This is a genomic window from Streptomyces sp. CNQ329, assembly GCF_000482585.1.
Genome location: NZ_AXVU01000026.1, coordinates 36286 through 60873 on the forward strand (window position 1 = coordinate 36286; position 24588 = coordinate 60873).

The 24588-nt window shown below is 74.5% G+C and carries 22 protein-coding genes; 15 read left to right on the plus strand and 7 right to left on the minus strand.

What is annotated here, in order from left to right; all coding sequences use genetic code 11:
- Positions 1-394 precede the first annotated feature (394 nt).
- On the plus strand, positions 395-1453 hold the full coding sequence (locus tag I003_RS0118665; RefSeq protein WP_027772892.1) for an AfsR/SARP family transcriptional regulator: 1059 nt from the start codon (positions 395-397) through the stop codon (positions 1451-1453).
- A gap of 458 nt (positions 1454-1911) precedes the next feature.
- Here the strand turns inward: I003_RS0118665 and I003_RS0118670 are convergent, their stop codons facing one another.
- A complete protein-coding gene (locus I003_RS0118670) occupies positions 1912-2343 on the minus strand; it encodes a PPOX class F420-dependent oxidoreductase (RefSeq protein WP_027772893.1) in 432 nt (143 codons plus the stop codon).
- A 46-nt stretch (positions 2344-2389) separates the two neighbouring features.
- Entirely contained in the window at positions 2390-3301 is a 912-nt protein-coding gene (locus I003_RS0118675) for an imine reductase family protein (protein ID WP_027772894.1), read from the minus strand.
- 50 nt (positions 3302-3351) lie between these two features.
- Between I003_RS0118675 and I003_RS0118680 the strand changes: the two genes are divergently transcribed.
- From I003_RS0118680 to I003_RS0118690, 3 genes are all read left to right on the plus strand, one after another.
- The gene (locus I003_RS0118680) at positions 3352-3720 is read left to right on the plus strand and encodes a MerR family transcriptional regulator (RefSeq protein ID WP_027772895.1); all 369 of its coding nucleotides are present in this window, start codon (positions 3352-3354) and stop codon (positions 3718-3720) included.
- A gap of 279 nt (positions 3721-3999) precedes the next feature.
- Entirely contained in the window at positions 4000-5718 is a 1719-nt protein-coding gene (locus I003_RS0118685; protein WP_027772896.1) for an IlvD/Edd family dehydratase, read from the plus strand.
- Positions 5719-5727: 9 nt separating this feature from the next.
- A complete protein-coding gene (locus I003_RS0118690; protein ID WP_027772897.1) occupies positions 5728-6768 on the plus strand; it encodes an alcohol dehydrogenase catalytic domain-containing protein in 1041 nt (346 codons plus the stop codon).
- Between the two features lie 277 nt (positions 6769-7045).
- Here I003_RS0118690 and I003_RS0118695 read toward each other — a convergent pair whose 3' ends face one another.
- On the minus strand, positions 7046-8266 hold the full coding sequence (locus I003_RS0118695; protein WP_037721155.1) for a hypothetical protein: 1221 nt from the start codon (positions 8264-8266) through the stop codon (positions 7046-7048).
- Between the two features lie 124 nt (positions 8267-8390).
- On the opposite strand from I003_RS0118695, the gene I003_RS0118700 reads away from it, so the two are divergent.
- From I003_RS0118700 to I003_RS0118720, 5 genes are all read left to right on the plus strand, one after another.
- Entirely contained in the window at positions 8391-9236 is an 846-nt protein-coding gene (locus tag I003_RS0118700) for an NAD-dependent epimerase/dehydratase family protein (RefSeq protein WP_027772899.1), read from the plus strand.
- A 142-nt stretch (positions 9237-9378) separates the two neighbouring features.
- Positions 9379-10296 carry a 5-dehydro-4-deoxyglucarate dehydratase gene (locus I003_RS0118705; RefSeq protein WP_027772900.1) on the plus strand — a complete coding sequence of 306 codons (918 nt, stop codon included), beginning with the start codon at positions 9379-9381 and terminating at the stop codon, positions 10294-10296.
- Entirely contained in the window at positions 10296-11564 is a 1269-nt protein-coding gene (locus I003_RS0118710) for an enolase C-terminal domain-like protein (RefSeq protein WP_027772901.1), read from the plus strand. The genes I003_RS0118705 and I003_RS0118710 overlap by 1 nt, the downstream gene beginning before the upstream one ends.
- A gap of 61 nt (positions 11565-11625) precedes the next feature.
- Positions 11626-13167: a sodium:solute symporter family protein gene (locus tag I003_RS0118715; protein ID WP_027772902.1), complete on the plus strand. Its 1542-nt coding sequence runs from the start codon at positions 11626-11628 to the stop codon at positions 13165-13167.
- Between the two features lie 111 nt (positions 13168-13278).
- Positions 13279-15732 carry a polysaccharide lyase 8 family protein gene (locus tag I003_RS0118720; protein WP_027772903.1) on the plus strand — a complete coding sequence of 818 codons (2454 nt, stop codon included), beginning with the start codon at positions 13279-13281 and terminating at the stop codon, positions 15730-15732.
- Positions 15733-15912: 180 nt separating this feature from the next.
- Here the strand turns inward: I003_RS0118720 and I003_RS0118725 are convergent, their stop codons facing one another.
- Positions 15913-16833 (minus strand): NADP-dependent oxidoreductase, encoded by a 921-nt coding sequence (locus tag I003_RS0118725; RefSeq protein WP_027772904.1) that lies wholly within the window; start codon positions 16831-16833, stop codon positions 15913-15915.
- Between the two features lie 64 nt (positions 16834-16897).
- On the opposite strand from I003_RS0118725, the gene I003_RS0118730 reads away from it, so the two are divergent.
- Positions 16898-17302, plus strand: a complete 405-nt coding sequence (locus tag I003_RS0118730) for an RNA-binding S4 domain-containing protein (RefSeq protein ID WP_027772905.1) — start codon at positions 16898-16900, stop codon at positions 17300-17302.
- 67 nt (positions 17303-17369) lie between these two features.
- Here the strand turns inward: I003_RS0118730 and I003_RS0118735 are convergent, their stop codons facing one another.
- On the minus strand, positions 17370-18272 hold the full coding sequence (locus I003_RS0118735; RefSeq protein ID WP_027772906.1) for an endonuclease/exonuclease/phosphatase family protein: 903 nt from the start codon (positions 18270-18272) through the stop codon (positions 17370-17372).
- 299 nt (positions 18273-18571) lie between these two features.
- On the opposite strand from I003_RS0118735, the gene I003_RS0118740 reads away from it, so the two are divergent.
- The gene (locus I003_RS0118740; RefSeq protein WP_037721156.1) at positions 18572-19423 is read left to right on the plus strand and encodes a PhzF family phenazine biosynthesis isomerase; all 852 of its coding nucleotides are present in this window, start codon (positions 18572-18574) and stop codon (positions 19421-19423) included.
- A 135-nt stretch (positions 19424-19558) separates the two neighbouring features.
- Entirely contained in the window at positions 19559-21172 is a 1614-nt protein-coding gene (locus tag I003_RS0118745; RefSeq protein WP_027772908.1) for an MFS transporter, read from the plus strand.
- 106 nt (positions 21173-21278) lie between these two features.
- Here I003_RS0118745 and I003_RS0118750 read toward each other — a convergent pair whose 3' ends face one another.
- Positions 21279-21572, minus strand: a complete 294-nt coding sequence (locus I003_RS0118750) for a hypothetical protein (RefSeq protein ID WP_027772909.1) — start codon at positions 21570-21572, stop codon at positions 21279-21281.
- A 75-nt stretch (positions 21573-21647) separates the two neighbouring features.
- Between I003_RS0118750 and I003_RS0118755 the strand changes: the two genes are divergently transcribed.
- Positions 21648-22388: a VOC family protein gene (locus I003_RS0118755; RefSeq protein WP_027772910.1), complete on the plus strand. Its 741-nt coding sequence runs from the start codon at positions 21648-21650 to the stop codon at positions 22386-22388.
- Between the two features lie 87 nt (positions 22389-22475).
- On the opposite strand, the gene I003_RS0118760 is transcribed toward I003_RS0118755, so the two are convergent.
- Positions 22476-23369, minus strand: a complete 894-nt coding sequence (locus I003_RS0118760; RefSeq protein ID WP_027772911.1) for a zinc-binding dehydrogenase — start codon at positions 23367-23369, stop codon at positions 22476-22478.
- A 122-nt stretch (positions 23370-23491) separates the two neighbouring features.
- Between I003_RS0118760 and I003_RS0118765 the strand changes: the two genes are divergently transcribed.
- Positions 23492-23911: a winged helix-turn-helix transcriptional regulator gene (locus tag I003_RS0118765; protein WP_027772912.1), complete on the plus strand. Its 420-nt coding sequence runs from the start codon at positions 23492-23494 to the stop codon at positions 23909-23911.
- Between the two features lie 286 nt (positions 23912-24197).
- Positions 24198-24569, plus strand: coding sequence for a DUF6191 domain-containing protein (locus I003_RS0118770; RefSeq protein ID WP_027772913.1), 372 nt, complete (start codon positions 24198-24200; stop codon positions 24567-24569).
- The last annotated feature ends 19 nt before the right edge of the window (positions 24570-24588 follow it).

A 24588-nucleotide genomic window follows, 5' to 3' on the forward strand; every position in this document is an offset into this window, starting at 1 on the left:
GATTGCTGCTTTTCAGCAGCAAATCCTTGCGGCGCCTACGCTCCCTGACGCGGCGCACGTCGTCTCCGCAGCCCGCCCCCTGGCACAGCAGCGCACACCCATGGCGCTGCCCCAGCGGCGGGCCGCTGTCATGCCGCGGTGCGGGAGTGATCCCCAGAGCGCCACGCAGCAACACTCGCGTACACCGCACGGAACGTACGGTGACCGGATCCTGCTTGGCTGTACGGCCGGCAGCCTGACCAGACCGACACCCGGCCCTGGTCAGGCGCCCCGGAAAAGGCGGTGAGATGTTGGGAGTTCAGAGATGACGAACGACAGAACCAACGTCGACACGATGGTTATCGGCGCTGGATCGGGTGGAAGCTGCCAGTCCCACACCGAGGGCGGGCAGCGGATGGGCACCGGCACCGGCGATGCGCGGCGCATCGCGGAGCTGGAGCGCGAGGTTCAGGAACTCCGCCGCGCCAACGAGATATTGAAGGTGTACTTCGCCAAGGAACTCGATCGAGAACTCGAAGCCACTCCGTCCCCCCTCGTCGTCGGAGCCCTCAGCGGGCCGGCACGGCCGGAGGCGCCGCCGACCGCGCCGCCGGCCCCGTCGCGCCCGATCCGCTGGAGCACCGCACAGCCGTCCGTGACCTCTGCCCCTCCCCGGCCCATGGCAGAGTTCAGGGCACTCGGTCCCATCGAGGCCGTCGTCGGCGGCCGCCTGCTGGACCTGGGCGCCCCCAAGCAGCGTGCCCTGCTCGCGCTGCTGGTCAGCAAGGTGGGCCAACCGGTGGCGGTCGACGTCATCGTCGAGGAGCTGTGGAACGGCAACCCGCCTCCCTCGGCGATCACGTCACTCCAGGCGTACGTGGCCAACCTGCGCCGTGTCCTCGAACCTCACCGCGCCCCGCGCACCTCCGCGACCGTGCTCCGCACCTACGGTCGCGGCTACCTGCTGGACAACAACGTCGTCGAGGTCGACGTGCACCGGTTCAGCGAACGCGCGGGCGCCGGCTGGGAGGCCCTGGACCGGGGCAAGCCCCAGGAGGCGCTGCGTGAATTAGAAGCCGGTCTCATGCTGTGGCGCGGTCAGGCCTACGCGGAGGTGGCCGACACCACCTACGTACGGCCCGAAGTCGCCCGGCTGGAGGAGCTGCGGCTCTCGGTCATCGAGGGACGGTGCGCCGCGCTGCTGGCGGTGGGCGCCCACGAGATGGCGGTGGCCGAGCTGGAGGCGTTCACGCAGGCGCATCCGCTGCGTGAATACGGCTGCGAGCTGCTGAGCCTGGCGCTGTACCGGGCGGGCCGGCAGGCCGACGCCCTTGCGGTGCTGCGCACCAACCAGCGCAGGCTGGCGGAGGAGCTGGGGATAGATCCCCGGCCCGCGCTGCAGCACTTGGAGAACGAGATCCTCAACCATGCGCCCGCGCTCGACTGGCGGCCGCGCCGGGGCGGTGGTGCGTGAGATCGCCCCGCGATCTCTTTACTCGGACGTCCGCACACTGTCCGACATGCCGTCGCGGTCCGGGGACTCCCCTCCCCGGACCGCTTCGGCGTTCCGGGGCCCGCCGCGCGGGCCGGGCCCGCTGATCTCCCCGCCGCCGGGCGCGAAGAGGGCCGCCGGGCGGCGGGTGGTTCACGAGCGACCACATCTGAGCCCCCGTCCCGGCCCGGGTACAGGGAAGGCGTTCCGCCTACAGCTTGCATCGCCACCCGTCTCGCACCTTCGGCACCCCCTCCCCGCTCCCGCGCCCGGCCAGCCGTGTCAGGGCGGTCCCGCCTCCGGTGTCAGCGGCCCGTCGGGCGAGTCGTCCGCGCCGGTACGGGGTTGACCAGCGTTTCCGGGATGACGCCCGCGCAGGCAGGCGGGGTGACGGGCGGGAGCCCGTCACCCCGCCCGTCACCCCGGCGTGCGTGCCGTCGTCAGCCGATCCGCTGGCCGTAGACGTGGTCGACGGTCATGGTCATCAGCACCCGGCGGTCGGAGACCATCACCGCGCGGTACTCGTCCCAGTCGGGGTGCTCCCCCGCCGCGGCACGGTAGTAGTCCACCAGCGCCTCGACCTCCGGTCCCCGGGGATCAGTGCCGGGGCCGGTGAGGGTCGCGGTCCCCTCGGCGGTGGCCCAGGAGCGGCCGTCGGATGCGGTGACCTGCAGCGTGGCGCGGGGGTCGCGGCGCAGGTTCGCGGTCTTCGCGCGGCCCTCGGTCATCGAGACGTAGAGGACGCCCGCGTCCGGGTCGTAGGAGGGGGTGACGGGCGAGAGCTGCGGGCGGCCGTCCTTCTTGATCGTGGCGAGCACGCCGAGGCGGCTCTCCGCGAGCAACGCGCGGGGGTCGAACGGGGTCGTGGTCATATCCGTAGCCAAGTCCTGGTCTGTCGGTGGTATTCCGGCGGCGGTGTCACTCCGGCTTCGCCGCCGGACGGCGGAACTCCTCGATCATCACCGGATATCCCTCCTCGCCGTGTCCCGCCGCCGCGGCCCGGTCGGCCAGGCTCTTGATCAGCGCCGGGAACTCCGCGTTCACGCCGAGGGATTCGCTCTCCTGAACGAGGTGTGCCATCGAGACCCGGTGGGTGTCCAGGGTGGCGTCGTCCGGCGGGAAGGTCCCGGTGTCGATCTGCTTCGCGTAGCCCGGGAGCCACCCGGCGACCGCCGGGACGGCCTTCGACGCGACGGCGGTGAACTCCGCCGCGGACACCCCCGCCGTGCCGACCAGCGCGGCGCCGTGCAGCCAGCCGTTGAGGAAGCTCCACATCAGACCGACCATCGCCATCTCGTGCAGCGCCGTCAGTCCCTGGTCCGCGCCGAGGTAGGGGGTGTCGCCCGCGAGGCTGCGCAGCGCGGGGGTGTGGCGGTCGAACTCCGCGCGCGGACCGCTGACGGCGATGGCGACCTCCGCGGTGCCGATGGCCTGCGGGGTGGCCATGATGGCGCCGTCGAGGTACGCGAGACCGCGCTCGGCGGCCCACGCCGCGGTGTCGCGGGCCTGCACGGAGGTGCCGCTGGTGAGGTTGACCAGGGTCCGGCCGCGCAGGGCGGACTCCTCGACGGGGTCGAGGAAGGCGTGCAGCGCGTCGTAGTCGGTGACGCACGCGATCACGAGCGGGGCGGCGGCGACGGCAGCGGCGGGGGTGCCGGCGCGTACGGCGCCCTCGGCGACGAGGTCGTCGGCCTTGGCGGCGGTGCGGTTCCAGACGGTGGTGGGGTGCCCGGCGCGCAGCAGGGCGGCGGCGAGGGCGTGGCCCATCAGGCCGAGGCCGAGTACGGCGACGGGCGCGGGGGCGTTTTCGGGGTGCTTGTCGGTCGTCATGGAAGAATGGTCAACGTTCACACCGGTATGAAGGTCAAGGAGGAGCGCACATGCGGATCGGCGAACTGAGCCGGCGTACCGGGGTCAACGCCCATCAGTTGCGCTACTACGAGGCCCAGGGCCTGCTGAAACCCCAGCGCCTCGGCAACGGCTACCGCGAGTACACGGACGACGCCGTGCTCACGGTCACCCAGATCCGCCGGCTGCTCGACGCCGGCCTCTCGACCCCGGACATCGCCTGGCTCCTGCCCTGCGCCACCGGCACCGGACCCGACTTCGAGCCCTGCCCCGAGCTGATCGACAAGTTCCGCGACCGGCTGGACGGGCTCGACGCGCACATCGCCACGCTCCACCGCTCCCGCGAGGCGCTGAGCCAGTACCTGGACGCCGCCGAGCGGCGGGTCGCGCAGTACATCTGAGTCGACAGCGGGATCACGTGGCGGGCTCTGCCCGCGGACCGGGGAGCCAAGGGCCCGTGGGGACCGGCCCCCGTGACCTCCGTGGATGCGGGGAGGCCCCGCGCTGAGCACTCCTGCCGGCCGGGGGTTGCGAAACGTGCGTACGGGGGCGGAGAACAGCCGCGTCTCCGCCGGGTCCGCGGTCATGTCCGCCGCCGGGCGGGACGACGACGGGTAGGCAGCATGGCATCAACCGTTTAGTGTGCGGATGTTCGCCCCCTGCGACACGAAGGACGGTTTATGGCTGCCGAGCTGCGAAGTGCCCAGTGGTACGGGGGTACGGACCGGAACGCGTACATGCATCGCGCGTGGATGCGCCGCGGCCTGCCGCACGACGCGTTCTCCGGCCGCCCCCACATCGCGATCGCCAACACCGCCTCCGACCTGACCCCCTGCAACTCCCACCTCACCGAGGTCGCCCGCTCCGTGCGCGACGGCGTGCACGAGGCCGGCGGCATCCCGCTGGAGCTGCCGGTGGTCTCGCTCGGCGAGACGCAGGTGCGCCCCACCGCGATGCTCTGGCGCAACATGGCGGCGATGGCGGCGGAGGAGATGTTCCGCGCCAATCCGGTCGACGGCCTGGTGCTCCTCGGCGGCTGCGACAAGACGATCCCCGCACTGCTCATGGCCGCCTCCTCGGTGGACCTGCCCGCGCTCGTCGTCCCCGGCGGGCCGATGCTCACCGGCACCTTCCGCGGCAAGCCGCTGGGCTGCGGCACGGACGTGTGGCGGCTGAGCGAGGAGGTACGCGCGGGCGAGATGTCCGAGCGGGACTTCACCCGCTCCGAGTCGTCCATGATCCGCAGCCGCGGGCACTGCAACACCATGGGCACCGCCTCGACGATGGCCGTGCTCGCCGAGGCGCTGGGCATGGTCCTCCCGGGCCTGGCCGGCACGCCGGCGCCCGACAGCCGGCTGCTGGAGGCGGCGCACGAGTCGGGCAGGCTGTCGGTCGAGCTGGTACAAGAGGGGCGTACCCCGTCGCAGGTCGTCACCGCCGCGTCGTTCCGCAACGCGATCGTCGCGCTCGCCGCCACCGGCGGCTCCACCAACGCCGTCGTGCACCTCCTCGCCCTCGCCGGGCGCCTGGGCGTGGAGCTCACGCTCGACGACTTCGACCGCGTCGGCGCGGACGTGCCGCTCCTGGTCGACCTGCTGCCGGCCGGGCGGTTCCTGATGGACGACCTGTACCGCGCGGGTGGCCTGGCGGCCGTCCTCAAGGAGGTGCGCGACCTCCTCGACCCGGCGGCCCTCACGATCACCGGCCGCCCGCTCGTGGACCACCTGGACGACGCGCGCATCTGGGACCCCGAGGTCATCCGTACCCGCGACGCGCCGCTGCAGCCCGCCGCCGGTATCGCCGTGCTCCGCGGCAACCTCGCCCCGTCCGGTGCCCTCATCAAACCCGCCGCCGCCTCACCGGAGCTGCTGCGGCACCGCGGGCGGGCGGTCGTCTTCGACAGCATCGAGGACTTCCACGCACGCATCGACGCCCCGGACCTGGACGTCGACGCCGACTCGGTGCTCGTCCTGCGCGGCTGCGGCCCGCGCGGCTACCCCGGCATGCCGGAGGTCTCCAACATGCCGCTGCCGCGCAAGCTGCTGGAGCAGGGCGTCCGCGACATGGTGCGGATCTGCGACGGCCGGATGAGCGGCACCGCGTACGGCACGGTGGTGCTGCACGTCGCGCCGGAGGCGGCGGCCGACGGGCCGCTGGCGCTCGTCCGCAACGGTGACTGGATCAGCCTCGACGTCGAAGGGCGCTCCCTCACGCTGGAGGTGCCGGAGGCGGAGCTGTCGGCCCGTACGCCCAACGCGGCGACGGTCGCGGGGTACGCGGCACCGCGGCGCGGGTGGGAACGGCTGTACGTGGACCACGTACAACAGGCGGACACCGGGGCCGACCTGGACTTCCTCGTCGGCGGGTCGGGCCCGGAGGTGAGCCGTGAGTCGCACTGAGGGCCGGCTTTGAAGGCGTTCGTGCTGCACGGCCCGGGGCGGGCCGCGGTGGTGGACGTCGAGCCGCCGGTGGCGGAGCCGGGCGAGGCGGTGGTGGACGTCGCGCGCGTGGGGGTGTGCGGGACGGATGTGGAGCTGTACGCGGGCGAGTTGCAGTATCTCCGTGACGGCCGCGCGCGTTTCCCCGTACGTCCCGGGCACGAGTGGTCGGGCCGGGTCGCGGCGGTCGGCCCGGGCGTGGACCGCGGCTGGGTGGGGCGCCGGGTGACGGGCGACACGATGCTGGGCTGCCGCGCCTGCGACCGCTGCCGGCGCGGGCGGCAGCACCTGTGCGAGGACCGCCAGGAGGTGGGCATCCGCGGCCGCGCGGGCGCGCTGGCGGCACAACTGGCCGTTCCGGCGTGGTCGTTGCACGCCCTGCCGGACACGGTCGGCGACGCGCTGGGCGCCCTGGTCGAACCGGGCGGCAACGCGCTGCGCGCGGTCCGCGCGGCGCGGCTCTCGCCGGGTGACCGGGTGCTGGTCACGGGGCCGGGCACGATCGGCCTGCTGGCCGCGATGTTCGCCCGCCGGGCGGGCGCCGAGGTCCACCTGCTGGGCCGGGAACCGGCGACGCCGGAGTTCGCCGCGTCCCTGGGCTTCGACCGCTGCTGGACGACGGAGACCCTGCCGCGGCTCCCGTTCGACGCCGTGATCGACGCCTCCAACGCGGAGTCGCTCCCGGCGCGGGCGGTGGAGTGGGTGGAGCCGGGCGGCCGGGTGGTCTTCATCGGCCTCGCGGGCACCCCGAGCCTGCTGGACACCCGCGCGCTGGCACTGAAGGACGCCGTCGCGGTCGGCATCCTGAGCGCTTCCCCGGGCCTGGCCGAGACGATCGGGGCGTACGCGGAGGGGTCGGTGGACCCGCGCCCGCTGATCGCGGCGACCATCGGCCTGGACGGGGTGGCGGCCACCCTGTCCGGCACCCGCCCGGCGGGCGCGAGCCCGGGCCCGAAGGTGCACGTGGCCCCCTCGGGGGTGCGTGACGGAGCCGAGGACGACGCGGGCTGACGGTCGCGCCCCGCCCGCGGGGCGGGGCGACGGGCAGGGGACCGGCAGGTCGCTGGCCGGACGGCCGGCCGAGTCGCCGCGTGCCGCCGGGCCCCGCGCGGCGCGCACCGCGCCGCGCACGGCCGGTCCGGCACCGCCGGCCGGGACGGAGGCGACGCTGCCACCGGCACCGAAGCGCCGCGTGCGAAGCCGTGGGACCGTCCCCGCGCACGGCGCCGACGGCGTCCCGCGCCGACTCGCGATGCGCCTCGCCGCCCGACGGCGGGAGGCCCGTCCGTCAGGCCCCCAGGGCCTCCGCGACCCGCGCCAGGTCCTCCCCCGATGCCAGTCCCGCGTGGTACAGCCGCAGTTCGTCCGCGCCCAGCCCGGCCGCGTGGGCGGCGTCCTGCGCCAGCGTCGCCGGGGTGCCGCCCATGCCCGAGACCACGGTGAGGTTCGCCGCCAGCGTGGTGTGCGGGCGGCGGTGGGGGGCGCAGGGTTCCAGGACGGCGGTGCGGGCGGCGGGGCCGCCGGTGCAGGGGAGGACCAGCCCGTCCGCGAACGTCAGTACCTCCGCCGGGTCCACTCCCGCGTTCGCACCGCAGGCGTACGGCTCCGGGGTGGCGTGCAGCAGGACGCGGAACGCGGAGTCCGGGGCCTGGTCCCGTACCGCCGCGACCGCCTCGCGCTGCAGCCGGGCCGCCGCCGCGCGGCGCCAGCCCAGCACCGCCGCCGCCCGTCCGTCGCCCAGCAGACCCGTGATCCGGGCCCAGGTGCCCGCCGCCTCCACCGCCTCGGCCGCGGCCGGCGGTGCGGCGGCGGCGCCGTCCCAGTACGGCCGCAGCGCCGCGGTGACCGCCGCCCGCAGGTCGTCCGGCTCCGCGCCGTAGGCCGCGTAGCCGTCGCGGCAGCGGTCGCAGAAGCAGAGCGACATCAGCAACTGCCCCGCCGCGTCCAGCGCCACCCCGGCAATCTTGTCGTGCGCGTGCAGGTGCGCCAGCCCGTACCACCCGCACGACTCCAGCTCGCACCCCCGCGCGCCCGGCCGGGTCGCCGCCTCCGCCGCGAGCCGGACCAGGTAGTCGCGCACCTCGGGCCGGCCGATGCACGGCGCCCACGGGTAGCGGTCGCCGTAGGCGTTGACCACGGACGTCTCCGGATGCTCCGTGCCCAGGCGGGAGTTGTGCGCGAGGACCACCCAGCTGTGCACCTCCAGCCCCGCCCCGGCCAGCGCCTCGGCCGCGGCACCGAACGGGTCGGCGGCGTCCACCCAGTCCTGGGTGTACGGGTGCAGCGTCCGGCCGGCCCACCTGCGCACGTCCGGCGGATAGAGCACGGCGGAGTGCCGGGCGGTGACGATGCGGTGGCGCGGGTGGCGCGGGGTCACGGCGCGGGTGGAGTGGTAGGCCGCGGCGAGTGTCACCTGCCGTACGCCCAACTCCGCGACCCGGCCGGCCGCGGCGGGGTCGCCGACGACGTCCCAGGGATACAGAAAGACCGAAGCACGAGGTGCCATCATCAGGGTGTACACATTTCTGCCCGGCGTCCATATTGGTGAACGGCACGCTAGGGCCGCCCCGACACACCGTCAAGACCGCCTCCCGGACGCCAGTCCGCCCCACGCAACGCCCCGAGGAGCCACGATGTCAGCCCACCGCACCCCGCGCACCGTCCTGCTCACCGGCGCCGCCGGCGGCGTCGGCACCCTGATGCGCGACCTGCTCCCCGCCCACGGCCACGAGCTGCGCCTGCTGGACCGCGTCGCCGTCACGCCGGGCCACGAGCGCGTCTTCACCGCCGACCTCGCCGATCTCGCCGACCGCGACACCCTGCGGGAGGCGGTCCGCGGCGCCGACGCGGTGCTGCACCTCGCCGGGATCTCGCTGGAGTCGACGTTCGAGAAGGTGCTGCGGGCCAACGTCGAGGGCACGTACCACCTCTACGAGGCCGTACGCGAGGAGGGCGTGCCCCGCGTCGTCTTCGCCTCCAGCAACCACGCCGTCGGCTTCCACCCCCGCCCCCGGCACGCCGGCCGCGTACCGGCCGCCGAACTGATCGGCACCGACGCCGCGCACCGCCCCGACACCTTCTACGGTCTGTCCAAGTGCTTCGGCGAGGACCTGGCGCAGCTCTACTGGGACAAGCACGGCATCGAGACCGTTTCCGTCCGCATCGGCTCGTGCTTCCCCGAGCCGGCCAGCGTGCGCATGCTCTCCCTCTGGCTCAGCCCCGCCGACGGCGCCCGCCTGTTCCACGCCGCACTGACCGCCCCGGACGTGGGCCACACCGTCGTCTACGGCAGCTCCGCCAACACCCGTGCGTGGTGGGACCTCGGCACGGCGCGCGCGCTCGGCTACGAGCCCGAGGACGACTCCGAGGTGTACGCGGACAAGCTCCTCGCCGAGCTGGGCCCCGACGACATGGACGCGCCGGACCAGGCGAACCTGGGCGGCCCGTTCTGCACCGACCCGCCTATCTGGCCCCACTGAGGCGCGCGTTCCGCGAGGAGCACCCCCGCCGCCGCGGCCGGAACTCGCGCACACCCCCTTGACGGCCGCCGCACCCACCTCTACGTTTCCGGCACCAATTCAGATTCATATCTTTCGTTCAGATAGATGAATCGAGGTATCGGTGCAGCTCGACGGCCTCCTGTTCTTCCCCCTCACTCCCTTCGATGCCGCCGGCGGGGTGCACGAGGACGTGCTCGCCCGGCACGTCGCCGACGGCGTCACGCGGGGCGCGGGCGCGGTGTTCGCCGCCTGCGGCACCGGCGAGTTCCACGCGCTCGACGGCGCCGAGCACCGGCGCGTGGTCCGTACCGCCGTGGACGCCGCGGCCGGCCGGGTGCCGGTGTTCGTGGGCGCGGGCGGCCCGCTGCCGCACGCCGTCGCATGCGTCCGGGCCGCCGCCGAGGCCGGCGCCGACGGGGTGCTGCTGATGCCGCCGTACCTGGTGACCGCGCCGGAGGCGGGGCTCATCGGGTACGTGCGCGAGGTCGCCGCCGCGACCGCCCTGCCGGTGGTGGTCTACCAGCGCGACAACGCCCGCTTCACCCCCGCGGGCGCGGCGGAGCTGGCGCGGATCCCCACGGTCACCGGCTTCAAGGACGGGCTCGGCGACATCGAGCTGATGCAGCGCGTCATCCCCGCCGTCAACGCCGCCCTCGACCGCGGGGACAAGGAGTTCACCTTCTTCAACGGCCTGCCCACCGCCGAGGTCTCGGCCGCCGCCTACGCCGCCGTGGGCGCCCGGCTGTACTCCTCCGCCGCCTTCTGCTTCGTCCCCGAAGTCGCCCTCGCCTTCCACCGCGCCTTGGCCGCGGGCGACGACGAGCGGGTACACCGGCTGCTGAGCGGCTTCTACATCCCCCTGGTCCACCTGCGCAACGAGGTCCCCGGCTACGCCGTGTCGCTGGTCAAGGCCGGCGCCCGGCTGCGCGGCCTGGACGCCGGCGGCGTACGGCCGCCGCTGGTCGACCCCCCTCCCGAGCACCTCGCCGAGCTGGAGCTGATCGTCTCCGCCGGCCTGAAGATCGCCGGGGAGCGATGATGCGGATACGCGAGATCACCGTCACCCCGGTCGCCTTCCGCGACGCGCCGCTGCTCAACGCCTCCGGCGTCCACGAGCCATGGGCCCTGCGCAGCGTCGTCGAGGTCGTCACCGACGACGGCCTCACCGGCCTCGGCGAGAGCTACGGCGACGCCTCCCACCTGGACCGGCTGCGCGCCGCCGGCCGTGCGCTGACCGGCGCCGACGCCGGCCACCACCACGACCTGTACGCCCGCGTCGCCGCCAGTGTCGGCGCCGACGTCTTCACCGACCAGCACGGCCTGACCGGCGCCGGCAGCAACGGCAAGACCGTCGACTCCGTCTTCTCCCCGTTCGAGGTCGCCTGCCTCGACATCGTCGGCAAGGCCACCGGCCGCCGTGTCGCGGACCTGCTCGGCGGTCCGGTGCGCGACGCCGTGCCGTACAGCGCGTACCTCTTCTACAAGTGGGCCGGCCACCCCGGTGAGCCGGACGACCGGTTCGGCGCCGCGCTCGACCCGGACGGCATCGTCGCCCAGGCGCGGCTGCTGACCGGCGAGTACGGCTTTGGCTCGCTGAAGCTCAAGGGCGGGGTCTTCCCGCCCGACGAGGAGATCGCGGCCGTACACGCCCTCGCCGCGGAGTTCCCCGGGCTGCCGCTGCGCATCGATCCCAACGCCGCCTGGACGCAGGAGACCTCCGTGCGCGTCGGCGCCGAGCTGGCCGGAGCGGTGGAGTACCTGGAGGACCCGGCGCCCGGCATCGACGGCATGGCGGAGGTCGCGGCGAAGGTGCCGATGCCGCTGGCCACGAACATGGCCGTGGTCACCCACACCCACCTGCCGCCGGCGATCGCCCGCCGCGCCATCGGGGTGCTGCTGCTGGACCACCACTACTGGGGCGGGCTGCTGAAGTCCGCCCAGGTCGCCGCGCTCTGCGAGACGTTCGGCATCGGCCTGTCCATGCACTCCAACTCGCACCTCGGCATCAGCCTCGCCGCGATGACGCACCTGGCCGCCGCCACCCCCAACCTCGACCACTCCTGCGACACCCACACCCCCTGGCTGACGGTGCAGGACGGCCAGGACGTGGTCGCTCCCGGGGCCCTCACCTTCTCCGGCGGCGCCGTACCCCTGCCGCCGGGGCCCGGCCTCGGCGTCGAACTCGACCGCGACGCGCTGGCCGTGCTGCACGAGCAGTACCGGAAGTGCGGCATCCGGCGCCGCGACGACACGGCGTACATGCGCCGCTTCAGGCCCGGCTTCGTCCCCGCGCGGGCCCGTTGGTGAGCACGACGCACGCTGCACGCGCACCCCCCACCCATCGTTGAAGACACAGGCAGGAGCCACGATGTCCCTCGCTGACTGGATCATGGTCGGTGCTTATTTCTGCGTGATGGTAGGCATCGGCTGGTGGTCGAAGAACCGCATCCATACCGTGAAGGACTTCTTCACCACCGGCGGCCGCATACCGTGGTGGCTGTCCGGCATCTCGCACCACATGTCCGGCTACAGCGCGGTGATGTTCGTCGCGTTCGCCGCCGTCGCCTACGACCACGGGCTGACCGTGTACGTGTGGTGGGCGCTGACGATCGGCCTCGGCATCGGCGTCGGCGCCTTCCTCTTCGCGCCCCGCTGGGCGCGGCTGCGCGCCAAGCACGACGTGGCCTCGCCGCTGGAGTACCTGGCCAAGCGGTACAACCTGCCGACGCAGCAGGTGCTGGCGTACAGCGGCGCGCTGCTGAAGGTCGTCGACATCGCGGCCAAGTGGGTGGCGATCTCGGTGCTCCTGCAGGGCTTCGCCGACGTGCCGCTGGAGTGGGGCATCCTCTTCACCGGCGTGGCCACCATGACGTACATGGCGGTCGGCGGGCTCTGGGCCGACGTGCTCACCGACTTCAGCCAGTTCCTCATCCAACTGCTGGCCGGCGTGGTGATGTTCGTGGCCGTGCTGGCGGAGCTGGGCGGCCTCGACGCGCTGTGGACGATGTGGGACGACCTGCCGGCCCGCCACCACGACCCGGTCACCGGGCCGGTGACGACGACGCTGTTGCTGGCGTTCCTGCTGGTGAAGACCTTCGAGTACAACGGCGGCATGTGGAACCTGGCGCAGCGCTACATGGCCGCGCCGAACGGCTCCGCCGCCAAGCGCTCGGCGCTGCTGTCCAGCGGGCTGTGGCTGGTGTGGCCGTTCGTCCTCTTCCTGCCGATGTTCGCGGCGCCGCTGATCGTGCCGGGTCTGGAGAACAGCGAGGAGTCGTACATCGAGCTGTCCAAGGAGCTGATGCCGGCCGGGCTGACGGGCCTGGTGCTGGCCGGGTTCTTCTGCCACACGATGGCGATGGTCGCCTCGGACTCCAACGTCATCTCGGCGGTCATCACCCGGGACATGGCGCCCGTGCTGGTGCCGCGGGTACGGCAGTTCACCGACCGGGCGCAGTTGACGTTCGCCCGGGTGACGACGGTGACGTTCGTGTCGGTCAGCATGGTCATCGCCATCGCGACCGGGGGTGAGGGCTTCGTGCTCGACGTGGTCGTGGACCTGGTGGCGGCGACGATGGGGCCGATCTCGATCCCGCTGATGCTGGGCATGCTGCCGTGGTTCCGGCGCTGCGGGCCGACGGCGGCGATCGTGTCGTGGGCCGGCGGCCTGGGGCTGTGGTCGGTGCTGCACTGGGGACTGGACGACACGAGCCAGGCGGCGCTCGTGGGCCTGCCGCTGGTCACCTCGCTGGTGCTGTACGTGGGCATCGGGCTGCTGCGGCCCGAGGGCGGGGCGGAGCAGGACGCGCTGATCGACTCGCTGGGGTCGGACCCCGAGGAGGGCGCGGACGCCGCGGCGGCGAAGGACCGGCAGCCGCCGGAGGCGACGGCGGACCTCACGTCCCACTGAGGCGTACCGGGCGAGGCGACCCCCGTTCCCGCGGCGGGGGTTGCCCCGTCGGGCAGCAAGCGCTTTCATGCAGGTGAGTACGGACCCTTTCGTACGAACCGAGGGAGCCCGATGCGCCCGGTCCACCCGCTGTCGCCCACCCGCCGCACCCTTCTCGCCGCGAGCGCCGGGACGCTCCTGGTCCCGGCGACCGCCACCGCCGCATACGCCACGGCCCCCGGCGCCGCGGCCCCCGGCCGGCCGGCCGCCGCCGCGCCCGCCGACGAGGAAGCCCTGCTGGAGCGCGCCGCCCGCATGCTCGCCGGCGACGGCTACGATCCCGCGGACCCCGACTTCGCCGCCGCGCTCGCCCGCCTCGACGCCGAGGCCCGCCGCTGGTGGGACACCCTGGACCGGTCGGCGGGGCGCACCGCGCTCTGGCCCGACCTCGTCCCCGTCGCCGACGCCGGCAACTTCGGCCAGTGCTACCCGCGGCTGCGCACCCTCGCCACCGCCTGGGCCGCGCCCGGCACCTCCCTCACCGGCCGCGCCGACGTCGCCGCCGCGCTTCTCGACGCGCTGCGCTTCCTGCACGCGACCGCCTACCACCCGGGCCGGACCCAGACCGGCAACTGGTGGTTCTGGGAGATCGGCGCCCCGCGCGCCCTGCTCGACTGCTGCGTCCTGCTGCGCGCCGCGCTGCCGGTCGCCGACCTCGCCGCGTACCTCGCCACCGTCGACCGCTTCGTCCCCGACCCCGACCGCCGCACCGGCTCCCCGGATCTCTCCGAGACCGGCGCCAACCGCGCCGACAAGTGCGTCATCGTCGCGCTGCGCGGGCTGCTGGGCCGCAGCCCCGAGAAGACCACGCTGGCCCGCGACGGCCTGTCCGACGTGCGCGACGGCGGGCGCAACAGCCTCTTCCAGTACGTGACCTCCGGCGACGGCTTCTACCGCGACGGCTCCTTCGTCCAGCACGGCTCCGTCGCCTACACCGGCACCTACGGCGCGGTGCTCCTCGCCGCCGCGGGCCAGTTGATGGCGCTGCTCGCCGGCTCGGCGTGGGAGGTCACCGATCCGGCGACGACCGTGCTCTTCGACGCCGTCGAGCGGTCCTTCGCGCCGGTGATCACCGACGGGCTGATGATGGACGCGGTACGCGGCCGGGCGATCTCCCGCGAACGCGCGCCGGACCACGTGGACGGCGCGCTCGCCGTCTCCTTCATCCTGCAGTTGGCGGAGGCCGCGCCCGCGGCGCAGGCCGCGCGCTGGCACGCGGCGGCGAAGGGCTGGATCGGGCGGCAGACGGCGTACCCCTACCTCTCGCTCGTCGGCCTCCCGGACGTCCAGCGCGCGAAGGCCGTGCTCGCCGACCCCGGGGTGCCGGCCGCGCCGCCGCTCACCGGCCACCACGCCTTCGCCGCCATGGAGCGCGTCGTGCACCGGCGGCCCGGCTGGTCGTACACGCTGTCGCTGTCGTCGAAGCGCGTCGCCGCGTACGAGGCGGGCAACGGCGAGAACGCCCGCGGCTGGTACACGGGCGACGGCATGGGCTACCTCTATCTCCCGGGCGACCAGGGGCAGTTCGGCGACGCCTTCTGGCCCACGGTGAACGCGTACCGGCTGCCCGGCACCACCGTCGACACCCGCCCGCGCGCGGACCTCGGGTCGGTCTGGACGGAGTTCCGCCCGGCCAACGACGTCTCGGGCGCCGCGGACCTGCACGGGCGCTACGGGGCGGCGGCGTTCGAGCTGGCTGCGGACGGGAGTTCGCTGCGGGCGAGAAAGACGTGGTTCTTCCTGGACGACGCGGTGGTCGCGCTGGGCGCGGACATCACCGCGGACGACGGCAGGGTGATCGAGACGACGGTCGAGAACCGCAGGCTGCGCGGGGACGGGGAACCGGCGTTCACCGTGGACGGCCGGCGGCAGCCGTCGGCGCCGGGCTGGGCGCGGGACTTCGCACGGGCGCGGTGGGCACACCTGGAGGGGGCCGGCGGGTACGTCTTCCTGGACGCCGGCACGGGCCCCGGCGGCGGGACGGCCCTGCGGGCACTGCGCGAGGAGCGTACGGGCGCGTGGCGCGACATCAACACCGGTGCCGACACCGGCGGTTCCACCACCCCGCACACCCGGCGCTACCTGACGCTCTGGCTGGACCACGGCACCTCGCCCGCGGGGGCGCGCTACGCGTACGCGCTGCTCCCGACGGCGAGCCGCGCGGCGACGGCGGCGTGGGCGGCGCGCGGGCCGGCGCGGGTGGCGGCGAACGGCGCGGCGGTGCAGGCGGTGGAGGTCCCCCGTCTGGGCCTGACCGCGGCGCACTTCTGGACGGCCGCCACGGCGGCGGGCATCCGCAGCGACGGCCCGGGCACGGTCCTGCTGCAACGCCGCGGCGACACGGTCTCCCTGGCGGTCTGCGACCCGGGGCACGCGGCGACGGAGATCAGCCTCGAACTCCCGCTGCGGATCCGCGCGGTGACGAGCGCGGATTCGACGGTGGAGGTGACCCCGGGGCGCCGGGGCCGGGTGACGGTACGGGTGGAGGGCTCCCGCGGCGCGACGCACCGGGCGGAGCTGCGGTAGCGCGGCCTCGGGGTACGTCCCGCCCCCGGGGCCACCCCGTGCCGGCGGGACGGGGTGGCCCGGGAGCGGTGAACGGAACACCTGCCACGCACCGCGCGGCGGCCACCCGCCGCGCGGTGGGTGGCCGCACGCCCGGGCGGCCACCCGGCGCCCGCGGGGCACGGCTGCCGGCCCCGGCGCCTACGGCACGTCCAGCACCAGCTTCCCCCGTGTGCGGCCCGACTCGCTGCGGCGGAACGCCTCCGCCGCATCGGTCAGCGGCAGCGCGTCCACGTGCACCGCCAGGTCGCCCGCCGACGCCAGCTCCGCCAGGTAGGCCAGCCCTTCGGCGTCCGGGCGGACCCACACGACGTGCCCGCCGAGCTTCTTCACCTCGCCGTCCGCGATCGACGCCGACCGCGCCGCGTCCTTCAGCAGCTCGTGCGAGACCTGCACCGCCCCGCCGCCGACGAAGTCCACCGCCGCGTCCACCCCGTCCGGCGCCAGCTCCCGCACCCGGTCGGCGAGGCCGTCGCCGTACGTCACGGGCTCGGCGCCCAGGGAGCGCAGGAAGTCGTGGTTGCGCTCGCTCGCGGTGGCGATCACGCGCGCTCCGCGGAGGGCCGCGAGCTGGACGCCGAACGCGCCGACCCCGCCGGCGCCGCCGTGGACGAGGACCGTATCGCTGTCCCCGACGCGCACCCGGTCCAGCGAGCGCAGCGCCGTGAGCCCGGCCAGCGGCAGCGCCGCCGCCTGCCGCCAGCCCAGGTCGGCGGGCTTGCGGGCGAGGGTGCGTACGGGCGCGGCGACGTACTCCGCGTACGTGCCCTGCCCGACCTCGTCCCGGCGCACGTACCCCAGCACCTCGTCGCCCACCGCGAACTCCGGCGTGTCCGCGCCCAGCTCCTCCACCACACCGGCCGCGTCCCAGCCGGGGATGAGCGGGAAGCGGACGTACATCATGGAGTCGAGGTAGCCCTTCGCGATCTTCCAGTCCACCGGGTTGACCCCGGCCGCCTTCACCCGCACCAGCACCTGGTCGGGACCGACCTTGGGCCTGGGCACCTCGTCGAGGCGCAGGTTCTCGGGTCCGCCGTATTCGTTCGTCACGATCGCCTTCATGATCTCCTCCCAAGGTCCGGTCCGAGGGGATTATTCCTCCGCGCGGGCCCGTAGAGTCGATGACATGGCTGGAGAGGACGGGACCGTACGGGTCGACAGCTGGATCTGGTCCGTACGGCTCACCAAGACCCGCTCCGCGGCGGCCACCGCCTGCAAGGCGGGGCACGTGCGTGTCAACGGCGACCGGGTGAAGCCGGCGCAGGCGCTGCGGATCGGCGACGAGGTGCGGGTGCGGCTGGCCGGGCGGGAGCGGATCGTCGTGGTCAAGCGGCTGCTGCGCAAGCGGGTGGGGGCGCCCGTGGCCGTCGAGTGCTACGCCGACCACAGCCCGCCCCCGCCGCCGCGCGAGCTGGCCGTCCCGGTCGCCCGCCGCGACCGCGGCACGGGCCGGCCGACGAAGCGGGACCGGCGCGAGCTGGAACGGCTGCGCGGCAGGGCGGCGGACCGGGACGGGGACGAGCCCTTCTAGGCGCGTCCCGGGCCGGCCCGGCGGGGGCAGGCCGGGCGGGCGCCGGGGCCACCCGGCGCCCCGGCCGTCAGAGCCGCAGGAACGCCTGCACCGGCAGGTGGTCGCTGGGGAACTGGCCGCCGCGTGCGTACGTGTTGATCTTCGCGTAGCCCGTCCGCACGCCGGGCGTGACAAGTATCCAGTCGATCCGGTCGCCGTCGGGCACCAGCGGCTGGTATCCGTGGAACGTCGCGTACGCGTCGCTGCGCCGCTCCGCCGTGTCCCAGGTGTCCACCAGACCGCCGCCCGCGAGCATCGCGTCGTAGACGGGGTTGGCGTGCGCCGGCACGTTGAAGTCGCCGGTGACGACCCGCGGCAGCGAGGCGTCGAACTCCGCGAAGCGGCTGGTGATGAGGCCGGCGGAGCGCTCGCGCGCCTCCTGGTTGACGTGGTCGAGGTGGGTGTTGACGTGGTAGAACTCGCCGCCCGTGGCCAGGTCGCGGAAGCGCACCCAGGTGACCATGCGCAGCACGGCGTTGCCCCAGGTGTTGGAGCCGATGAGGTACGGCTCGTCGGAGAGCCAGTAGTGGTCGAACGCGACCGGGGCCAGCCGGCGGATGTCGTAGAACACCGCCATGAACTCGTCCTTGCTGCCGCCCTGCCGGCCGACGCCGATCCAGGCGTGGTGACGGCCGAGATCGGTGGCGATGTCGAGCAGTTGCGGGTACAGCCCTTCCTGGGTGCCGACGAGGTGCGGTTCCTCGTCGCGCAGCAGCGCCCGCATCACGGGGCGGCGCTCGGGCCAGGAGTTCGGCGGGGTGGCGGAGGCGTAGCGGAGGTTGAAGCTCATGACGTGCAGTTCGTCCTCGTCGCCGCCTTCGCGTGCGGGGCCGTCGGCCCGTGCCTCGGACAGGCCGAGGACGGCCGGGGCGAGGGCGGCGGCTGCCGCGGTGCCCAGGGCGCGGCGGCGGCTGAGGGGGAACTCGGGCATGGGTCACCTCTCCGTTCGGGGGGTGCGACGTGGGAAGAGTCTCAAGCGACGAGGTGAGAGGGAAGTGACGCGCACACGTCATTGATACGAACCGGTGCTCACCCGGGGACCGCGCGGGCGCGCACACCGCGGACCTGCGCTCCCGGTCATGTCCCGCTCCTGCGCTCTCACGAGCGCCGGCGGCGGCACCACCCGGGCCCGCCGGTCCCCACGAACCGACGACGCCGGGACGGACCGCCGGAGCCGTTCGGCGGGCCGGGAACACAAGCCGCGCCTCGGCGGGTTCACCCCCCATGACCATGACCGACGTGCTGTGTTACACCGCCTTCACCACCGACCCCGCCGGCGGCAACCGGGCCGGCGTCGTCCTCGACGCCACCGGCCTCACCGACGAACGGATGGCCGCCATCGCGGCCGAGGTGGGCTACTCCGAGACCGCCTTCCTCACCCCCGGACCGGCGGACGACGCGGGCGCCGGACGGTCGTTCAGGGCGCGCTACTTCAGCCCCGCCGCGGAGGTCCCCTTCTGCGGCCACGCCACCGTCGCGACCGCCGTCGCACTCGCCGAGCGCCTCGGCGCCGGCGTCTTCGCGCTGCACACCCGGCCCGGCCGGGTCCCGGTGGCCGTCTCCGATGCGGAGGGGGTGCTGAAGGCGACGCTGAGCAGCGTCGAGCCGCACGTCCGCAAGGCCGCGGACGCCGACGTCGCCGAGGCGCTGGCCGCGCTGCGCTGGTCCGCCGCCGAGCTGGACCCCGCCCTGCCCCCGCGCATCGCCTTCGCCGGCGCGCACCACCTCGTCCTCGCCGCCGCCACGCGCGCCCGCCTCGCCGACCTCGACTACGACTTCGGCCGGCTGCGCACCCTGATGGAGCGGCTGGACCTCACCACCGTCCAGCTCGTCCAGCGCGAGTCCCCGGCGGTCTTCCACGTGCGCGACCCGTTCCCCGTCGGCGGCGTCGTGGAGGACGCGGCCACCGGTGCGGCGGCCGCCGCCTTCGGCGCGTACGTCCGCGAACTCGGACTCGCCGCCGAACCGGCCCGGCTCACCCTCCACCAGGGGCACGACATGGGCAGCCCCTCGCTGCTGGAGGTCGAGCTGCGCGCGGGCGACCCCCGCGTCCACGTCAGCGGCGCGGCGGTCCGCCTCTGAGCCACACCATGTGATCCACACCACATTCAGGATGTCCGCCGCTCGGTGTCGAAATCCGTCCCGCCCGCTCGACGCAGGGGTGAGAGGCGCCCGAAGGGGGCGCCGGACGGTTGTTTCCGACAAGGAGCACACCCCATGGCTACCGACATCGCGACACGGGCCGGGCGGCGGGAGTGGATCGGGCTCGCGGTGCTCGCGCTGCCCGTCCTGCTGATCTCCCTCGACGTCTTCGTGCTGCTGCTCGCCCTGCCCCATCTCAGCGCCGACCTCGGCGCGAACAGCTCGGAGCAGCTTTGGATCATGGACATCTACGGGTTCATGCTCTCCGGCTTCCTCGTCACGATGGGCACCCTCGGCGACCGCGTCGGCCGCCGCCGTCTGCTGCTCGCCGGCGCGGCGGCGTTCAGCGTCGCCTCGGTGGTCGCCGCGTACTCCACCGGTCCGGAGATGCTGATCGCCTCCCGCGCGCTGCTCGGCATCGCCGGGGCGACGCTGGCGCCGTCGACGCTGGCACTGATCACCACCATGTTCACAGACCCCCGGCAGCGGTCGGCCGCCATCGGCGTCTGGTTCATGTGCTTCATGGGCGGCGCGGCGATCGGCCCGCTGGTCGGCGGGGCGATGCTGGAGCACTTCTGGTGGGGCTCGGCGTTCCTGCTCGGGGTGCCCGCGATGGTGCTGCTGCTGATCCTGGGCCCGATCGTGCTGCCCGAGTACCGCGACACCTCGGCGGGCCGGCTGGACCTGGCGAGCGTGGCGCTGTCACTGGCCGCCGTGCTGCCGCTGGTGTACGCGGTGAAGGAGCTGGCGAAGGACGGCTGGGCGCCGGTGCCGCTGGCGGCGCTCGCCGCGGGCGGGGCGTTCGGGACGCTCTTCGTCCGCCGCCAGCAGCGGCTGGAGCACCCGCTGATGGACCTGCGGCTGTTCCGCAACCGGGCCTTCAGTACCGCGCTGGGCGGGATGTTCGCCGGCACGTTCCTGATGGGCGCGCTGATGCTGTTCATCACGCAGTACCTGCAGATGGTGCAGGGGCTCACGCCGCTCAGGGCGGGCCTGTGGATGCTGCCCGCGGTGGCGGCCTCGGGGTTCAGCTTCGGCCTCGCCCCCGTCGCGGCCCGCCACGTCCGCCCGGCCCGGCTGATCGGCGGCGGGCTGTCGGTATCGGTCGCCGGCCTGCTGCTGCTGGTGGCCGCCGACGCCTCCGGCGGACTGCCGTACGTCGTCACGGGGTTCGCGCTCATCAACCTGGGGGCGGGGCCGCTGGTGACCCTCGGCACCGACCTGGTCGTCGGCTCCGCACCGCCGGAGAAGGCGGGCTCGGCGGCGGCGATGAACGAGACCAGCGGCGAGTTCGGCTACGCGCTGGGCATCGCGGCCCTCGGCAGCATCGGCACGATCGTCTACCGCGGGCAGATGGAGGACGCGGTCCCGGCCGGCACCCCGGGCCCGGCGGCGGACGCGGCCAGGGAGGGCCTCACCGACGCGGCCACCGCGGCGGCGGACCTGCCGGCGCGGACGGCGGAGGCGCTGCTGGCGCCGGCGCGGGAGGCGTACGTCAGCGGGATGCACGTGGCGGCGGTCATCGCGGCCGTGCTGCTGGCGGGAGTGGCGATCCTGGCCGTCCGCCTGCTCCACCACGTTCCGCCCACGGGCCCGGCCCGGCGGGAGCCGGCGGAGGACCACACCGCGGCGCACGCCGCCGGGAGCGGGGAGGACACGCCCTCCGCCCCGGAGCCGGTACGCGGCTGACCCCGGCCCGGCGGACGTCACAGGCAGAACCCTCTCCGGGGTGGGCGCTCCCCCGCCCACCCCGGACCGCGGTCCGCGCCCGCCCGGCGGGCAGCCCGCATCCGCCTCAGCTCCCGCCCGGCCGGGCCGCCTTGCGCAGCGCCATCCGGGCCGCCACCGTGCTCCCGTTCAGCGTCTCCCAGAACGGGTGGATCGATATCTCGATGGACAGCTCGCGGAATCTCTTCCGCAGCACCGTCTCCTGCCGGTCCAGCTCGGGCGTCCACCCGCTGTCGGCCCGGTGTTCGACGCCCGCGCTGTCCGTGTACGGGCGCAAGGGGAACTCCTCCAACCGCTGCGCGACGGCGAACCACTCCCGCTTCGCCCGCAGCAACTCCTCCGGAAACTCGTAGTCACTCACGACTCGCTATCATACGTGTGTTCGATTTCAGGAAGCGAGCGTCCACGCGCGACACGGGTGCATAGGATCCCCGCCATGGCTCTGCGACCCGTCCAGGTGAACATCAAGGCCCTCGACCCCCCGGCGGTCGGCCGGTTCTGGGCGGAAGCGCTCGGCTGGCGCGCCCACGCACCCGGCGCGACCACCTACGTCGGCCCCGGCGGCGACCTCGTCTGGCCCGACCCGGTCACCGTCGGCATCGACGTCGTCCCCGTCCCGGAGCCCAAGACGGCGACGAAGAACCGCGTGCACCTCGATCTCGCCACCACCTCCGCGGCCCACCGGACGGCACTGGTCGCCCGCCTGACGGCGCTCGGTGCGGCGCCCGCCGACGTGGGCCAGGGCGACGTGCCGTGGACGGTCCTCGCCGACCCCGAGGGCAACGAGTTCTGCGTGCTGGAGCCGCGGGACGTCTACCGGGACGCCGGGCCGATCGCCGCGGTGGTCGTCGACTGCGCGGACCCGCGGGCCATGGCCCGGTTCTGGGGCGAGGCGACGGACTGGACGGTGCGGGAGGTCACCGACGACCAGGCGGTGCTGCGCTCGGCCGCGGACACCGGCCCGTACCTCGAATTCCTCCGCGTCCCCGCCCCGAAGACGGTCCCGGACCGCGTCCACCTCGACCTGCTCCCGTACCCCGGTGACGACAAGGAGGCGGAGGCCGCCCGGCTCCGCGCCCTCGGCGCCGCGGACCTCGACCTCGGCCAGGGGGACGTGCCCTGGACGTGCCTGACCGACCCGGAGGGCCACGAGTTCTGCGTCCTGGCCCTGCCGTGACCCGCCCGGCACCCGGCACCGTTGCGCCCTGCCCCCGCCGCCGTACGCGGCCGTGACCGTACCTGTGGCTGTGGCTGTGGCTGTGGCCTACGGCACCAGCACCAGCCGCCCCCGTATCCCGCCCTCCGCCAGGCGGGCGTGCGCCTTCGCCGCGTCGGCCAGGTCGTACGTCTCCGCGACCCGGAGCGTCAGCACGCCGGTGTCGGCGAGGCGGGCCAGCTCCGCCAGCCGGGGTCCGTCGGCGCGGACGTCGAGGGCCGCCGTGCGGATGCCGCGGACCGGGGCCGGGGCGGTGTCCGGGATGACCGCGGCGAACGCGCCGTCGTCGCGGGTCCAGCGCAGGGCCGTTTCGCCGCCGAGTACCGCCGCGTCGAGCACGGCGTCGTAGCCGCCGTCGGCCGGGGCGGTCGTGAACGCGGCGCCGAGGGAGCGGATCAGCTCCTCGTCGGACTCCCGGGCCAGCCCCGTCACCGACACGCCGCGGTCGGCGGCGAGCTGGATCGCGTACCCGCCCAGCGCCCCCGCCGCGCCCGTGACCAGCAGCGAGGAGCCCGGCGCCGGATCCAGCAGGCCCAGCGCCTGGTCGGCGGCCAGGGCGTTGAGCGGCAGCGTCGCGGCGTGCACGGCGTCCACCGTCGCCGGCGCCGGGGCCACCGCGGCCCCGTCCACCACCACGTAACCGGCGTGCGAGCCCAGCGGTTTGGCCACCCCGTGCACCAGCGCCACCACCGCGTCGCCCACGGCGAAGCCCGCGCCCGCGCCCGCCGCGTCCACCGTCCCCGCGACGTCCCAGCCGAGCCCCGTGTACGCCGCGCCCGCCGCCGCACCGAAGACGCCGGCGCGCGTCCCGCCGTCCACGGGGTTGAGCGCCGCCGCGGCCACCTTGATCCGTACCTGTCCCGCGCCCGGCCCGGGCACCTCCACATCGGCGATCGTCACGGCCTCGGGGCCGCCGAACTCCGTCACCACTGCAGCACGCATGGTCAGCTCTCCCTGATCGTTGTCGGGAGCGGTATCCGCTCCCGCTGCTGCGACCCTAGGAAGAGTTGGTATCTTCTGGTAAGTAGTTACCTGAGAGTGCCTATGTCACCCGGAGGAGAGTCATGGCGACCACGACGGCGGCCCAGCGGCGGGAGGAGGCGCGCTACGCGTACGACGCGTTCATGCGGGACTGCCCCACCAACCAGCTCCTCGGCCGCCTCAGCGACAAGTGGGTCAGCCTCGTCGTCGCCGCCCTGTCCCGCGGCCCGCAGCGCTACAGCGACCTGCGCCGGAAGATCGCCGGCGTCAGCCCCAAGATGCTCACGCAGACCCTGCGCACCCTGGAGCGCGACGGCATCCTCAGCCGCACCGTCACCCCGTCCGTCCCGGTCCGCGTCGACTACGAGCTGACTCCCCTCGGCCGCAGCCTCGCCGGGCTCCTCACCGCCGTGAAGGACTGGGCGGAGGAGCACATCGAGGAGGTGCACGCGGCCCGCGAGCGCTACACGGCGCAGGAGACGGGAGCGGCGCGGGAGGGCTGAGACTTCGCGCCCACGCGTCCGGGTCGCGGACGCACTCCCGTACCACCGCCAGGAAGCCCGCCATCGGCGGGCTCGTCCGCAGCCGCCGGAACCGCGAGCGCGCACGCCGCGTCCCCGGCCGCCGATGGCCGCCGTGACGATGTGGCGGGGTTCGTCCGCCGCGGCGCCCGTGGTGGGCACGGATATGGACGTTCCGGGCGGATGGCTGACGGCCTGACGGGGGCGGGGGAACGGTTCGGCGGGCCGCGGCGTTGTTCGAACGAGCCGAGTCGTGGGAGGCGCGGGGATGAACATCGTTGCGGAGCTGTTCGCACCCAGTCACGCCCACGCCCGGCGGGCGCGGGAGCGGATGGAGCTGGTCGTCGACGACGTCGGCACGGGCGACCCGCACCGCGGGCCGATCGACCTCACGTCGGGCAAGGTCGTCATCGCACTCGGGGAGGCGGCGAAGCCGGCCGGGGAGCCGGAGGACGCCGTCCCGGCCGGCCCCGAGCCCACCGACGCCGTACCGAGCGACGCCGCACCGGGCGACGCGGCCCCCGCCGACGCCGTACCCGCCGGGGCGGCCCCCGCCGACGCCGTACCGGAGGGCGCGGCCCCGCCCGTCGCCGTCCCCTCGCAGGCCGTCCCCGCCCCCGCCGGTACCCCGCGCACGTAGCTGACCGAGAATCGCACGC